This window comes from Embleya sp. NPDC008237 (assembly GCF_042956465.1).
Lineage (GTDB): Bacteria > Actinomycetota > Actinomycetes > Streptomycetales > Streptomycetaceae > Embleya.
The window spans coordinates 316,032-330,697 of sequence record NZ_JBIBGL010000002.1; the positions used below are offsets into that span (position 1 = coordinate 316,032).

11 protein-coding genes are annotated in these 14,666 nt (G+C 71.9%); 8 read left to right on the forward strand and 3 right to left on the reverse strand.

What is annotated here, in order from left to right:
* Positions 1-15: 15 nt before the first annotated feature.
* A complete protein-coding gene (locus ACFZBU_RS04585) occupies positions 16-1,902 on the reverse strand; it encodes a hypothetical protein (RefSeq protein ID WP_391581998.1) in 1,887 nt (628 codons plus the stop codon).
* A gap of 81 nt (positions 1,903-1,983) precedes the next feature.
* Between ACFZBU_RS04585 and ACFZBU_RS04590 the strand changes: the two genes are divergently transcribed.
* The gene (locus ACFZBU_RS04590) at positions 1,984-2,658 is read left to right on the forward strand and encodes an SDR family oxidoreductase (RefSeq protein WP_391581999.1); all 675 of its coding nucleotides are present in this window, start codon (positions 1,984-1,986) and stop codon (positions 2,656-2,658) included.
* Positions 2,659-2,698: 40 nt separating this feature from the next.
* On the opposite strand, the gene ACFZBU_RS04595 is transcribed toward ACFZBU_RS04590, so the two are convergent.
* Both ACFZBU_RS04595 and ACFZBU_RS04600 read right to left on the reverse strand, forming a co-directional pair.
* Entirely contained in the window at positions 2,699-4,555 is a 1,857-nt protein-coding gene (locus ACFZBU_RS04595) for a hypothetical protein (protein ID WP_391582000.1), read from the reverse strand.
* 88 nt (positions 4,556-4,643) lie between these two features.
* Positions 4,644-6,521, reverse strand: a complete 1,878-nt coding sequence (locus tag ACFZBU_RS04600) for a hypothetical protein (RefSeq protein WP_391582001.1) — start codon at positions 6,519-6,521, stop codon at positions 4,644-4,646.
* Positions 6,522-6,778: 257 nt separating this feature from the next.
* Here ACFZBU_RS04600 and argC point away from each other — a divergent pair, with 257 nt between their 5' ends.
* The 7 genes from argC (at position 6,779) to argH (ending at position 14,460) form a co-directional block, all read left to right on the forward strand.
* A complete protein-coding gene (gene argC, locus ACFZBU_RS04605; RefSeq protein ID WP_391582002.1) occupies positions 6,779-7,807 on the forward strand; it encodes an N-acetyl-gamma-glutamyl-phosphate reductase in 1,029 nt (342 codons plus the stop codon).
* Positions 7,804-8,958: a bifunctional glutamate N-acetyltransferase/amino-acid acetyltransferase ArgJ gene (argJ, locus tag ACFZBU_RS04610; protein WP_391582003.1), complete on the forward strand. Its 1,155-nt coding sequence runs from the start codon at positions 7,804-7,806 to the stop codon at positions 8,956-8,958. The genes argC and argJ overlap by 4 nt, the downstream gene beginning before the upstream one ends.
* Positions 8,959-8,990: 32 nt before the next feature.
* Positions 8,991-9,944, forward strand: a complete 954-nt coding sequence (gene argB / locus ACFZBU_RS04615) for an acetylglutamate kinase (RefSeq protein WP_391582004.1) — start codon at positions 8,991-8,993, stop codon at positions 9,942-9,944.
* Positions 9,941-11,149 (forward strand): acetylornithine transaminase, encoded by a 1,209-nt coding sequence (locus ACFZBU_RS04620; protein ID WP_391582005.1) that lies wholly within the window; start codon positions 9,941-9,943, stop codon positions 11,147-11,149. Before argB ends, ACFZBU_RS04620 begins: the two co-directional genes overlap by 4 nt.
* A 42-nt stretch (positions 11,150-11,191) precedes the next feature.
* On the forward strand, positions 11,192-11,740 hold the full coding sequence (locus ACFZBU_RS04625; protein ID WP_391582006.1) for an arginine repressor: 549 nt from the start codon (positions 11,192-11,194) through the stop codon (positions 11,738-11,740).
* A gap of 105 nt (positions 11,741-11,845) precedes the next feature.
* Positions 11,846-13,045: an argininosuccinate synthase gene (locus ACFZBU_RS04630; protein ID WP_391582007.1), complete on the forward strand. Its 1,200-nt coding sequence runs from the start codon at positions 11,846-11,848 to the stop codon at positions 13,043-13,045.
* Positions 13,042-14,460 (forward strand): argininosuccinate lyase, encoded by a 1,419-nt coding sequence (gene argH, locus ACFZBU_RS04635; RefSeq protein WP_391582008.1) that lies wholly within the window; start codon positions 13,042-13,044, stop codon positions 14,458-14,460. The genes ACFZBU_RS04630 and argH overlap by 4 nt, the downstream gene beginning before the upstream one ends.
* Positions 14,461-14,666: the final 206 nt, after the last annotated feature.

Below are 14,666 nucleotides of genomic sequence, written 5' to 3' on the forward strand. Positions count from 1 at the left end.
CGGGCCGCAGCCGTGTCAGGGCAGGGGATCCGGGGCCGGGGCGGGATCCAGGGCGGGATCCGGGGCGGGCGCGGTGGGCAGCACGCCCGGTTTCAGGACGTCGACGCCGCAGATCTGTCGGGCGGCGGCGATCGGGTCGTTGGGGAAGCGGAAGGCCGTGCGGTCCAGGGCGCCGATCAGGTTGGCGGTGAAGCGCCGCCAGGACATCGGGGCGTGCACCGAATCGCGCAGTTCCTTGAGTCGACCGCGGTCGGTCGGGCCGCAGGTGAGTGTGTAGCGGGCGGCGGCGATCCGGATCGGGTCGATGCCCGGGGGCGCCGGCGCGGCCGGGTCGGCGTACTCGGCGAGTACCCAGGCCGGGTCGATCCGCTTCTCGTGTCCGGGTCGGCCGCGGGTGGTCAGCCGGATGTGTGCACCGAGTGGGTAGGCCAGGCCCAGGTCGTCGATGGCGATCCCGGTCGTCGGGGTGGCCACGCCGTTCGTGCCCAGCGAGGACCACATCACCACGATCGGCGCGTGCAGGTCCGGGCGCAGCGGAACCACGAAGGAGTGGGTCGTCGATCGGTCGACCAGGGTGTGGCGATATGCCGGGTGCGGGCCCCGGATCATCGTCGGGAAGCCGGGGGAGCCGTTGACGAACGCGTCGGCGGTGACCGGGTTGGCCACGCCCAGGGCCGACGTGTAGAAGCCGCGTTCGTCGGCGATGCCGCGCGGGCCGATGCCGGCGTAGGGCACCCGGAAGACGACCGCGGTCAGCAGCGACCAGGCCAGCAGCGCGCCCACGGCGGGCACCGCGAGCCGGCTCGCCGGGACCAGCAGGATCGGCAGGAGCAGCAGGAACAGGCCGGGCAGCAACATTCGGGCGTGCATGAAGTCGCCGCCGACGCGGACCACGTAGAGCAGCATCACCAGGCCGGACAGCACCGGCGTGGCGTACAGGACGCGTCGGCTTCGGACGGCGGCCGCGGGTCGGTCGGGTCCGGCCGGGCGCAGTCGGCCGGCCGCGGCGCCCACGGCCGCCGTGGCCGCCACCAGGAGCGGCAGCCACAGGTGGTACGCGTCGGTCAGGTCGCGGGCGTAGGCCCAGCCCCGGGCCCAGTCGGCGGCGGAGGCCTCCTTGGTGATCGCGGGGAGCGGGAGCAACACGCCGTAGTAGCCCATCCGGAAGATCTCGTAGGCCAGCGGGAGGGCGCCGGCGGTGCCGAGCAGGGCGAGCGCGCGGCCCGGGCGGGGGCGGTGCGTCAGGGCCAGGGCGATCAGGAAGCCGAGGGCGGCGACGGCCAGGTCGGGGCGGACCAGCGGGCCCAGGCCGGCGAGCAGGGCCAGGGCGTACGCGGTGCGGGCGCGCGGGGTGTGCGGGAGGCGGACCAGCAGCCACCAGCAGCCGGCGGTCCACAGCGTGGTCAGGCCGGTTTCCAGGCCGGAGGTGGCGAAGTCCCACACCGGCGGCAGCGCGAGCAGGACCAGTGCGCCGCACGGGAGCAGGAACGCGCTGCCGGACCTGGTCACGTGCAGCCTGCGGCAGGCGTCGGCGGCCAGGAACCAGCCGATCACGCTGCACAGCAGGCCCAGGCGTACGGCCAGCGGCGCGGGGTCCTGGCCGGTGAGCCGGGTGCCGGCGACCAGCAGCCACTGCCACAGCGTGCTGGTCGCCGCCTCGGCGCGCTCGCCGGGGTTGAACACGGGGCCGCGGCCGGCCAGGATCTGCCGGACCGGTCGGATGAAGATCAGGCCGTCGTCGCAGAGCCAGCTGCGCCGGCCGCCCAGGACGGCGACGAACACGGCGGGCAGCAGCACCATCGCGACGTTCCAGCGCGCGGCCGGGCGTGGTGGCTCGGGGGGTGGGTCGGCCGGATCGGTGGGCGGGGGGCCCTGTCCGGGCAGCGTGGTGGTCGAGGTCATCGTCAGCGGGCTCCAGTCGGGCCGGGCGCGGCCGCACGAGATCGCCGGTCTCGGTGCTCGCGCACCTCGTAGGGTGGCGGGATGAGTACTTACGTGATCACCGGTGCGGGCAGCGGTATCGGTGCGGAGATTGCCCGCCGGCTGCGGGAGAGCGGCCACGACCTGGTCGCGATCGTGCGGTCGGAGCGGCGGGCCGCGGAGTTGACCGGGCCCGGGGTGCGGACCGTGGTGGCGGACCTGGAGCGTCCCGAGACGATCGCGGACGCGTTGGCGCCGCTTGCCGAGGAGACGTTCGCGGGCCTGGTGCACAGTGCGGGCATCGCGGAACTGGGCACGGTGGCGGAGACGGTCGAGGTGGTGTGGTCGCGCACACTGACCGTCAACGTGGTTGCGGTCGCGGAGGTTACGCGCGTGCTGTTGCCGGCGTTGCGGCGCGGCCGGGCCGACGTGGTCCTGCTCAACAGTGGGGCGGGGCTGCGGACCAATGCGGGCTGGACGGCGTACGCGGCGAGCAAGCACGCGCTGAAGGCGCTGGCCGACGGGCTGCGGGAGGAGGAGCCGGCGCTGCGGGTGACCAGCGTGTATCCGGGGCGCACGGCCACGGCGATGCAGCGTGGGGTGCGGGAGCAGGAGGGCGGGGAGTTCGAGCCCGAGCGCTACAGCGATCCCGCGACGGTGGCGGGGGTCGTGGTGTCGACGCTCACGCTGCCGGGCGATTCGCGGATCGATGACGTGACGGTGCGCTCACGGGGGTGATGCCGGGGGCGTGGGCGTGGCGAGTGGGCCGGGGTGGGGGTCAGCGGTTGGGGTTGTCCTCGGGGAGGACGCCTTTGGCGAGGACGTCGACGCCGCAGATCTCCTTGGCGGCGGTGACCGGGTCGACCGGGAAACGGAACGAGGTGCGCTCGAAGGCGCCGGTGAAGTTCTTCTTGAAGCGGCTCCAGGACATCGGTTCGTGGACCGAGTCCTGGAGCTCCTTGAGCTTGCCCCGGTTGGCGTCGCCGCAGGTGAGGGCGTAGCGGGCGGCCTTGACCCGGACCGGGTCGATGCCCGGCGGCAGGACGGCGTCGGGGGAGGCGTACTGGGCGAAGACCCAGGCGATGTCGATCGCCTTCTCGTGGCCGGGGCGACCGCGGGTGGTGAGTTCGACGTGGGCGGCGAGCGGATAGGCCAGGCCCAGGATGTCGACGGAGACGCCGTCGAGCGGGGTGTTGGCGCCGTTCATGCCCAGGTTGCTCCAGACGGTGGCGACCGGGGCGGGCAGGTCGGGGTCGAGCGCGGTGACGTAGAAGCCGTCGTACCAGGGGTAGACGATCACGTGCGTGTGGTCGGCGCGGGCGGCTTTCGCGGCGGCGGGGAAGCGTGGGTAGTTGGCCACGTAGGAGTACGCGGTGACCGGGTTGGCGACCTTGAGCGCGCCGATGTAGAAGGCGCGTTCGTCGGCGATGCCGCGCGGGCCGATGCCCTCGTAGGGCACCCGGAAGCTGATCGCGCAGACCGCGGCCCAGCCGATCAGGATCGTGGCCGCCGGGATCACGAGCCGGTTCGCGGGGACCAGCAGGATCGGCAGGAGCAGCATGAACAGCCCCGGCAGCAACATTCGGGCGTGCATGAAGTCGCCGCCGACGCGGATCACGTAGAGCAGCATCGCCAGGCCGCACAGGGCGGGCACCGCGAACACGGTGATCCGGGCCCGGCCGGCCCGGTCGATCGCGCGCAGGCGCGCACCCGCGCCGGCGGGGTCGCGCAGACGGGGTGCGGACAGGCCGATCAGGACGGCCAGGAGCACGACGAACGGGATCCACAGGTGGTACGGGTCGGTCAGGTCGCGGACGTAGTTCCAGCCTCGGGACCAGTCGGCGGCGGAGGCTTCCTTGGTGACGGCCGGCAGCGGGAGCAGGACGCCGTAGTAGCCCATCCGGAAGATCTCGTACAGCAGCGGCACGGTGAACGCGGTGCCGAGCAGGGCCAGGGCGTGCGGTAGGCGCGGACGGCGGATGAGCGCGAGCGCGATCAGGAAGCCGAGCGTGGCGATGGCCAGGTCGGGCCGCACCATCGGGCCCAGGCCCGCCAGGAAGGCCAGGCCGTAGGTGACCCGGGCGCGCGGGTCGTGCGGGAGGCGGACCAGCAGCCACCAGCAGCCGGCGGTCCACAGCGTGGTCAGGCCGGTTTCCAGGCCGGAGGTGGCGAAGTCCCACACCGGCGGCAGCGCGAGCATGGCGATCACGCCGAGGGGCACCAGCCGGATCGTTGTGGTGCTGCGGGTGTACAGCCGGCGGGTGGTGTGCAGGGCCAGCGCGTAGCCGGCCGTGGTGCACAGCAGGCCGAGGTGGACCGCGAGCCGGCCCACGTCCATCTGGGTGATCCACGAGGCCGGCACCAGGATCCACTGCCACAGTGTGCTCGTGGACGCCTCGGCGCGTTCGCCGACGTTGAACACCGGGCCGTGGCCGGCCAGGATCTGGCGCACCGTGCGGGTGAAGATCAGGCCGTCGTCGCTGATCCAGCGTCGATGCCAGCCCAGGACCAGCAGAATCAGCGTGGGCACCAGCACCATCGCGGTGTTCCAGCGGGTGATGCCGCGGGGCTGCGGGCCGTCCGTGCAGGGATGGGCCCGCCGCCCGGAGCGCGAGCGCCCGGAAAGCACACTCACGAGGCTCATGGTTCGTTGACTCCAGACGGGGCGGGCGGGCCGACCACACCATAACCACTGATGATCGCCTGCCGGGCCGATGGCGGGCTCAGGAGGGGGTGCAGAATTTCTTCTCGGCCTCGATCGGGTTGGCCGGGATCCGCAGGTCGGTGCGGCCCGCGGCGCCGGTCAGGTTCTTCCAAAAGCGTGACGCGGACATCGGCTCGGTGACCGAGTCGACGAGTTCCTTGAGGTCGCCGCACCGCAGCGCGGCCCGGGCGGCCCGGATCTCCGCGGCGGGCGCGGCGTCCTCGGGCACCAGTGCGTCGCCGGCCGGGTCCACGTACAGCGCGACGTTCCAGGCGAAGGGCAGCAGTTTCTTGTGGCCCGCCGCGGTGTGCTGGGTCTCGGTGATGTGCGCGCCGACCGTGTTGGACAGGCCCCACACGTCGACCACGATGCCGCCGGGCGGGGTGATCGAGCCGCCCACGCCCAGGCGGCCGATGACCAGGCCCTTGTCGAAGGGCAGATCACGGCGCAGCGGCAGCGGTGGGAGCTTCATGTAGTTCGGGTCCACGAACAACAAACGCTCGCCGGTGGCCTTTTCGTTGCGGAAAGCCTCTTTTATCGTCGGCAGCGTCCGGATGTGCGCTTCCTCGGTGGTGGGGTTGTCGGTCCGGGTCCAGGCGGCGTAGGTGTCGCGTTCGTTCCAGACCTGGTTGCCGTGGCCGTCGGGGGCGGGCGTGGTGATCACGCCGGAGCGCAGTGTGGTGCCGCAGACGACGGCCCAGACGGCGACGAGCACGATCGCCGGGGTGACCAGCCGGTCCAGCGGCGCGAGCAGGAGCGGGAGCAGTACCAGGAGCAGGATCGGCAGCCACATCCGGCCGTGCATGAAGTCGCCGCCGACCTTGAGCACGTAGACGGTCTGGCCCAGGGCGGCGACCAGGGGGGTGGCGATGACGATCCAGGTGCGTCGGTCGGCCGGGCGGCGCCGGGTGAGGGCGACCGCGGCGGCGACCAGGATCAGGATCATCGGGATCCACAGGTGGTACGGCCGCATGTAGTCGGTCAGGTAGTCCCAGCCGCGACCCCACAACGAGCCCGATGCCTCCTTGGTGAGCGCGGGCATCGGGAAGATCAGGCCGTAGTAGCCCATTCGGAAGATCTCGTACGCGGCGGGCAGGAAGCCGGCGCAGGCCAGCATCGCCAGGGCCTTGGGCCAGCGCGCGCGGATCAGCAGGAACTGGGCGACGAGCAGGACCACCATGGTCAGGCCCAGGTCGGGGCGGACCAGCGGGCCCAGGCCGAACCACAGGGAGAGCGCGAGGGTGCGGCGGGTGGTGTGGGTGTCGACCGGGCGCAGCCAGGTGCCGATCAGCAACCACCAGGACAGGCCGATCCAGAACAGGATCAGGCCGGTCTCCATGCCGGCGGTGGCGAAGTCCCACACCGAGGGGACGGCGATGAACACGAGCACGCCGGCGGGCAGCAGCAGTCGGGTGACGGCCATGCCGCGGAAGAGTCGGCGGGTGCCGTCCAGGGACAGCCACAGCCCGACCACGGCCAGGATCAGGCCGGTGTAGACGGCCGTGGGCGCGTAGTCGAACGGGGTGATCCACCCGAGCAGCGCGAGCAGCCACTGCCACAGCGTGCTGGTGGACGTCTCGACCCGTTCGCCGGAGCTGTACACCGGGCCGTTGCCGGCCAGGATCTCGCGGACCGCGCGGGTGAAGATCAGGCCGTCGTCGGTGATCCAGCGCTGATGCCAGCCCATGATCGCGAACACCAGTGTCGGCAGCCCCAGGGCGAGCAGGTCCGGCAACGGGACGCGCGGGTGCCGGCGCCGTGCCGAGGACGGATCCGTCGACGCGTCGGCGGGATCCGGCTCGGGAGCCGAGTGCGGCTCGCCGGTCGGGGACTGTAGGTCCGTGCCGGTGGCGCCCGAGGCGCCGGCGGGCCCGGAGGTGCCGGGGGGAGGGGTCACGTGGTCTCGTTCGTTTCCTGGGCGGGGGCGCCCGCCGTCTGCTGCGCGTCGCTGCCGTCCCGCCGGCGGTCGACTGCCCACTGGGGAGCGCGTATCGGAAGTCGGCTGATCCTAACGCACCGGCCATGCGCCCTACTGGGGTGGCGGCAACGGGCGGCAGGCTTGCCCCGAACGGGGGCCGGGCCCGGCGGTCACGCACCGTACTTGCATAGAGATTCGCATGTCCGTATAGTCATGCTCCTCACGAGGAGGCGGTAATGGGGGCCAAGGCGGCACTGGCCGGGGCGAGTGGTTACGCGGGCGGGGAAATCCTGCGCCTGCTGCTCGCGCACCCGGAGATCGAGATCGGCACGCTCACGGCGGGGTCCAACGCGGGCCGACGCCTGGGCGAGCTGCAGCCGCACCTGTTGCCGCTGGCCGACCGGGTGCTCGCCGAGACCACCGCCGAGAACCTCGCCGGTCACGACGTGGTCTTCCTGGCCCTGCCGCACGGACAGTCCGGTGCGCTGGCCGCGCAGCTGGGCGCGGACGTGCTCGTGGTGGACTGCGGTGCGGACTACCGCCTGCGGGAGGCGGCGGACTGGGAGGAGTTCTACGGATCCTCCCATGCCGGGACATGGCCGTACGGACTGCCCGAGCTGCCGGGCGGCCGGGCCGCGCTGACGGGCACCAGGCGGATCGCCGTGCCGGGCTGCTATCCGACCGTCTCGCTGCTGTGCACGGTGCCCGCGCTGGCCGCCGGCCTGGTCGAACCCGACTGGGTCGTGGTGGCCGCCTCCGGCACGTCCGGAGCGGGCAAGGCGCCCAAGACGCACCTGCTCGGCAGCGAGGTGATGGGCTCCGCGAGCGCGTACGGCGTGGGCGGGGTGCATCGGCACACGCCCGAGATCATCCAGGGCCTGCGCGCGGTCACCGACGCGGACGTCACGGTCTCCTTCACCCCGACCCTGGTGCCGATGTCGCGCGGCATCCTGGCCACCTGCACCGCCCGGCTGGCGCCCGGTGTCGGCGCCGAGACGGTGCGCGCGGCGTATGCCGCGGCCTACGCCGACGAGCCCTTCGTGCACCTGCTGGCCGAGGGACAGTGGCCGGCGACCGCGATGGTCTACGGCGCGAACACCGCCGTATTGCAGGTCGCCGTCGACGAGCGGGCCGGCCGAGTGGTCGTGGTCGGCGCGATAGACAACCTCGCCAAGGGCACCGCCGGCGGCGCCATCCAGAGCACCAACATCGCCCTCGGCCTGGCCGAGGACCTGGGACTGAGCAAGACAGGGGTAGCACCGTGAGCGTCACCGCAGCAAAGGGCTTCCGGGCCTCGGGCGTGGCCGCGGGCCTCAAGAGCACGGGCCTGCCGGACGTGGCCCTGGTCGTCAACGACGGCCCCTCGATCGCCGGCGCGGCCGTGTTCACCTCGAACCGGGTCAAGGCCGCACCGGTGGTGTGGTCGGAGCAGGTGGTCAAGGCCGGCCAGGTGCAGGCGGTGGTGCTCAACTCCGGCGGCGCCAACGCGTGCACCGGCAGCGAGGGCTTCGGCAACACGCACGCCACCGCCGAGCGGGTCGCCGAGCTGCTCGGGCTCAACGCGGGCGAGATCGTGGTGGCCTCCACCGGTCTGATCGGCCTGCAACTGCCGATGGACAAACTGCTGCCGGGCGTGGCCAAGGCCGCCGCGGCGCTGAGCGCGGACGGCGGCGAGGACGCGGCGATCGCGATCAAGACCACCGACACCGTGCACAAGCAGTCCGTCGTCACCGACCCCGCCGGGTGGACGGTCGGCGGGATGGCCAAGGGCGCGGGCATGCTGGCGCCGGGCCTGGCCACGATGCTCGTCGTGCTCACCACCGACGCCGCGGTCGACGCCGAGACGCTGGACGCGGTGCTGCGCGGCGCCACGCACACCACGTTCGACCGGATCGACTCCGACGGCTGCATGTCCACCAACGACACCGTGCTGCTGATGGCCTCCGGCGCCTCCGGCGTCGAGCCCGACCTCGCCGCGTTCGCCGAGGCGGTGCGCACCGTCGCCGGGGACCTGGCCCGGCAGCTGATCGGCGACGCCGAAGGCGCGAGCAAGGACATCCGGATCGACGTCGTGGGCGGTGCGACCGAGGCGGACGCCCTGGAGGTGGCCCGCTCGATCGCCCGGAACAACCTGTTCAAGTGCGCCGTGCACGGCGAGGACGCCAACTGGGGCCGGGTGCTGGCCGCGATCGGCACCACCGCCGCGGCGTTCGACCCGGATCGGCTCGACGTCGCGTTCAACGGCGTATGGGTGTGTCGCAACGGCTTCGTGGGCGAGGACCGCGAGCTGGTCGACATGACCCCGCGCGAGACGCACATCGTGGCCGACCTGAACGCGGGCGACGCCGCCGTGACCGTGTGGACCAACGACCTGACGGCCGAATACGTGCACGAGAACTCGGCCTACTCGTCATGACCGATACGGACAGCCAGACGAGGGGGAGCGGGATGCGGACGGAATCGGCCGGCAAACAGGGCCGCAACAATGCGGCACTGACCAAGGCGCGCACGCTGATCGAGGCGCTGCCGTGGTTGGAGCGCTTCTACGGCAAGACCGTGGTGATCAAGTTCGGCGGCAACGCCATGGTCGACGACGCCCTCAAGCGCGCCTTCGCCCAGGACCTGGTGTTCCTGCGCTTCGCCGGGCTGCGCCCGGTGATCGTGCACGGCGGCGGCCCGCAGATCAGCGCGCAGCTGGACCGGCTGGGCATCGAGTCCTCGTTCGCGGGCGGCCTGCGGGTGACCACGCCCGAGGCGATGGACGTGGTGCGCATGGTGCTCGCGGGCCAGGTGCAGCGCGAGATCGTCGGCCTGATCAACGCACACGGCCCGTTCGCCGTCGGGATGACCGGCGAGGACGCGCACACGATGACCGCCGAGAAGCGGCACGCGATCGTGGACGGCGAGGCGGTCGACATCGGCCTGGTCGGCGACATCGTCGAGGTCGACCCGGGCGCGATCAAGGCACTGCTGCACGACAACCGCATCCCGGTGATCTCCTCGATCGCACGCGGCGCCGACGGGCACGTCTACAACGTCAACGCGGACACCGCGGCATCCGCGCTGGCGGTCGCGCTGGGCGCGGAGAAACTGGTCGTGCTCACCGACGTCGAGGGGCTGTATGCGAACTGGCCCACCAGCGACGAGGTGATATCCAGCCTGGACGCCGACGAGTTGGCGACGCTGATGCCGACGCTCTCCAGCGGCATGCTCCCCAAGATGGAGGCGTGCCTGCGGGCGGTGCGGGCCGGGGTGCCGGCCGCGCACGTCCTGGACGGGCGGGTCGCGCACTCGTTGCTGCTGGAAGTGTTCACCGACGAGGGGATCGGGACCATGGTGGTCCCGGCCCGGCAGTCCGGCGCGTTCGCCGGACACGACGACGAGGCGGAGGGGGCGGCATGACGAACACCGGGACCGGTGCGCTGACACAGCGGTGGAACCGGTCGCTGATGAACAACTACGGCACGCCCTCGATCGAGCTGGTCAGCGGCTCCGGGGCGCGGGTCGTGGACAGCGCCGGCAACACCTACGTCGACTTCCTCGGCGGCATCGCGGTCAACTCGCTCGGCCACGCCCACCCTGCTATCGCCGCCGCGGTGAGCGAGCAGCTGGGCCGGCTGGGCCACGTGTCCAACCTCTACATCGCCGAGCCGCCGGTCGCGCTCGCCGAACGGCTGCTCGACCTGTTCGGCCGACCCGGCCGGGTCTACTTCGGCAACTCGGGCGCCGAGGCCAACGAGGCCGCGTTCAAGCTCGCCCGGCGCACCGGCCGGCCGCAGATCATCGCGGCCGAGGGCGGCTTCCACGGCCGCACCATGGGCGCGCTGGCGATGACCGGCCAGCCCGCCAAGCGCGAGCCGTTCGCCCCGCTGCCCGGCGGCGTCGACTTCGTGCCCTACGGCGACATCGAGGCGCTGCGCGCCGCGGTCGGACCGCAGACGGCCGCGGTGATCCTGGAGCCCATCCAGGGCGAGAACGGCGTGGTCATGCCCGGCGAGGGCTACCTGGTCGCGGCCCGGGAGATCACCGCCGCGCACGGCGCGCTGCTGATCCTGGACGAGATCCAGACCGGCATAGCCCGCACCGGCGCGTGGTTCGCACACCAGCCACTGGGCATCGAACCCGACGTGGTCACCCTGGCCAAGGGCCTGGGCGGCGGCCTGCCGATCGGCGCCTGTGTGGCGTTCGGCGCCGCGGCGCAGCTGTTGCAACCGGGCCAGCACGGCACCACGTTCGGCGGCAATCCGGTGTGCTGCGCCGCGGCGCTCGCGGTGCTGGACACCATCGAGAACCAGGACCTGTGCGGGCGCTCGGCGCGCCTGGGCGAGCAGCTTCGGGCGGGCATCGAAAAGATCGCCCATCCGCTGGTCGCACGGGTCAGCGGAGCAGGGCTGTTGATCGGTATCGTGCTCACCGCACCGGTGGCGCCGGCCGTGCAAAAGGCGGCGCAGGACGCGGGCTTCCTCGTCAACGCCGCAGTGCCCACCCGGGTCAGGCTCGCCCCGCCGCTCGTCGTCGACGACGCGGACGTGGACGCGCTGCTCGGGGCCCTGCCCGCCATCCTGGACGCCGGCCTCGCCGCCGCACCCGCCGGAGGAACACCGTGACCCACACCCGACGACGAGTCCGACGCTAGGCGAGGTCGTCCCATGAGCAGCGAGCACAGCAGCGAAGCGACCCCGGTCGAGGGCGTGTACGCGGTGCCCAGCACCCGGATCGCCCGGCACCGGCGGATCGTCGACATCCTGACCCGGCACCGGGTCCGGTCGCAGAACCAACTCGCCCGGCTGCTCGCCGAGGACGGCCTTGCCGTCACCCAGGCCACGCTCTCCCGGGACCTCGACGAGCTCGGCGCGGTCAAGATCCGCGACGGGGAGGGATCGCTCATCTACGCCGTACCGGCGGAAGGCGGCGACCGCACTCCCCGGGCGCCACTGGAGGACTCCGCGGTCGAGGGCCGGCTGTCGCGCCTGGCCGGCGAATTGCTGGTGTCGGCCGAGGCGTCGGGCAACCTCGTGGTGGTGCGCACACCACCCGGGGCGGCCCAGTTCCTGGCCTCGGCCATGGATCACGCCGAGTCCCGGCTGATCCTGGGCACCATCGCCGGCGACGACACCATCCTGATGGTCTCGCGCGACCCCGAGGGAGGCGCGGCGCTCGCCGCCCACCTCCTGGCGCTCGCCGAGAACAAGGCCTAGGCGACACGGGCCCGGCCACCCACACTTCCGCACCCCGCTAGAGCGCTCGGCTCCGGCGAAACACCGCACCAGATCCGCCCGATCACTCTTCGAAGGAGCACGCTCGTGACCGAGCGCGTCGTACTCGCCTACTCCGGAGGTCTCGACACCTCCGTCTGTATTCAGTGGATCGCCGAGGAAACCGGCGCCGAGGTCATCGCGGTGGCCGTCGACGTCGGCCAGAACGGCGAGGATCTGGACATCATCCGCAAGCGGGCGCTGGCCTGCGGCGCGGTCGAGGCCGAGGTCGCGGACGCCCGCGACGAGTTCGCCGACGGCTACTGCCTGCCGGCGATCCGGGCCAACGCGCTCTACATGGACCGCTACCCGCTGGTCTCCTCGCTCTCGCGCCCGGTGATCGTCAAGCACCTGGTCGCCGCCGCGAAGAAGCACGGCGCCGACACGGTCGCGCACGGCTGCACCGGCAAGGGCAACGACCAGGTCCGGTTCGAGGTCGGCATCGCCTCGCTGGCCCCCGAGCTCAAGTGCATCGCCCCGGTCCGCGACTACGCGATGACCCGGGACAAGGCGATCGCGTTCGCCGAGGCGAAGAACCTGCCGATCGCCACCACCAAGAAGTCGCCGTACTCGATCGACCAGAACGTCTTCGGGCGGGCCGTGGAGACCGGGTTCCTGGAGGACATCTGGAACGCGCCGATCGAGGACGTGTACGAGTACACCCAAAATCCGGCCACGCCGCGGGACGCGGACGAGGTCGTGATCACCTTCGAGCGCGGTGTACCGGTCGCCGTCGACGGCCGCGCGGTGAGCGTGCTCCAGGCGATCGAGGAGCTGAACCGGCGGGCCGGCACCCAGGGCATCGGCCGGATCGACATGGTCGAGGACCGGCTCGTGGGCATCAAGAGCCGCGAGGTGTACGAGGCCCCGGGCGCGATCGCGCTGATCACCGCGCACCAGGAGCTGGAGAACGTCACCGTCGAGCGCGAACTGGCCCGCTACAAGCGCACGGTCGAGCAGCGCTGGGCCGAACTGGTCTACGACGGCCTGTGGTTCTCCCCGCTCAAGCGGGCCCTGGACGGCTTCATCGCCGAGGCCAACGAGCACGTGTCCGGCGACATCCGGATGACCCTGCACGGCGGTCGGGCCGTGGTCACCGGTCGGCGCAGCGACGAGTCGCTCTACGACTTCGACCTGGCCACCTACGACACGGGCGACACGTTCGACCAGTCGCAGGCCAAGGGCTTCATCGAGCTGTTCGGCCTGTCCAGCAAGATTGCCGCACGGCGGGACAACGATCAGTCGTGACCAACAACCCCGATCGGGTGAGCCTGTGGGGCGGCCGCTTCTCCGGCGGTCCCTCCGAAGCCCTCGCCCTGCTCTCCGCCAGCGTGCACTTCGACTGGCGGCTCGCGCCGTACGACATCGCCGGCTCCCGGGCGCACGCGCGCGTGCTGCACGCAGCCGGGCTGCTCACCGACGACGAGCTGACCCGCATGCTCGCCGGCCTGGACACGCTGGAAGACAACGTCGAGTCCGGTGACCTGGTCGCCACCATCGCGGACGAGGACGTGCACACCGCGCTGGAGCGCGGACTGCTCGAGATCCTCGGCCCCGACCTGGGCGGCAAGCTGCGCGCGGGGCGCTCGCGCAACGACCAGATCGCCACCCTGGGTCGGATGTACCTGCGCGAGCACGCGCGGATCCTGGGCCGGCTGCTGGCCGACCTCCAGGAGGCGCTGGTCGAACAGGCCGCTGCGCACGCGGACGTGGTCATGCCGGGCCGCACCCACCTCCAGCACGCCCAGCCGGTGCTGCTCGCCCACCATCTGCTCGCGCACGTGCAGGCGTTCGCCCGCGACGCCGACCGGCTGCGGGACTGGGACCGGCGCGCGGACGTGTCCGCGTACGGATCCGGTGCGCTCGCGGGTTCCTCGCTCGGGCTCAGCCCCGAGTCGGTGGCCCGCGACCTCGGGTTCTCCGCATCCGCGGCGAACTCGATCGACGGCACCGCCTCGCGCGACTTCGCGGCCGAGTTCGCGTTCGTCACCGCGATGCTCGGGGTGAACCTGTCCCGGCTGGCCGAGGAGATCATCATCTGGAACACGAAGGAGTTCTCCTTCGTGACCCTGGACGACGCCTTCTCCACCGGGTCCTCGATCATGCCGCAGAAGAAGAACCCGGACATCGCCGAGCTGGCGCGCGGCAAGTCCGGCCGGCTGATCGGCAACCTGACCGGGCTGATGGCCACGCTCAAGGCGCTGCCGCTGGCCTACAACCGCGATCTCCAGGAGGACAAGGAGCCGGTCTTCGATTCGTGCGACACGCTCGAAGTACTGCTCCCGGCGTTCACCGGCATGATCGCCACGCTGACCTTCCACCGGGAGCGGTTGGCGGAGTTGGCCCCGGCCGGGTTCTCGCTCGCCACCGACATCGCCGAGTGGTTGGTGCGCCAGGGCACGCCGTTCCGGGTCGCGCACGACGTGGCGGGCGCGTGTGTGAAGTACTGCGAGCCGCGCGGCCTCGAACTGTGGGACCTGACGGATGATCAACTCGCGGAGATCTCGCCGGAGTTGACTCCACAGGTGCGCTCGGTGCTGACCGTGGCCGGTTCGGTGGCCTCGCGGGACGGGCGCGGCGGCACCGCCCCGGCCCGAGTCGCCGAGCAACTAGCGGAGATTCGACTGGACTTGGCCGCCCAGCGCAAGTGGGCCGGCGGATAACACCACACGGCACCGCGATCGAGCTGAGACGATGGGCCCGCATTCTCCGGGGGGAGGAAGCGGGCCCATCGGCGTGTCCGGGAGCAGTTTGTCGTGCCGGGGGTGGTCCGAGTCCGGTTTCGGGCCTGTTGCACGTGTGTGAGCGGAAGTCGAGGTTCCAGTCCCAAATGTGAAATCGCCGTTACCAAACGCGATTGACTGTGTTC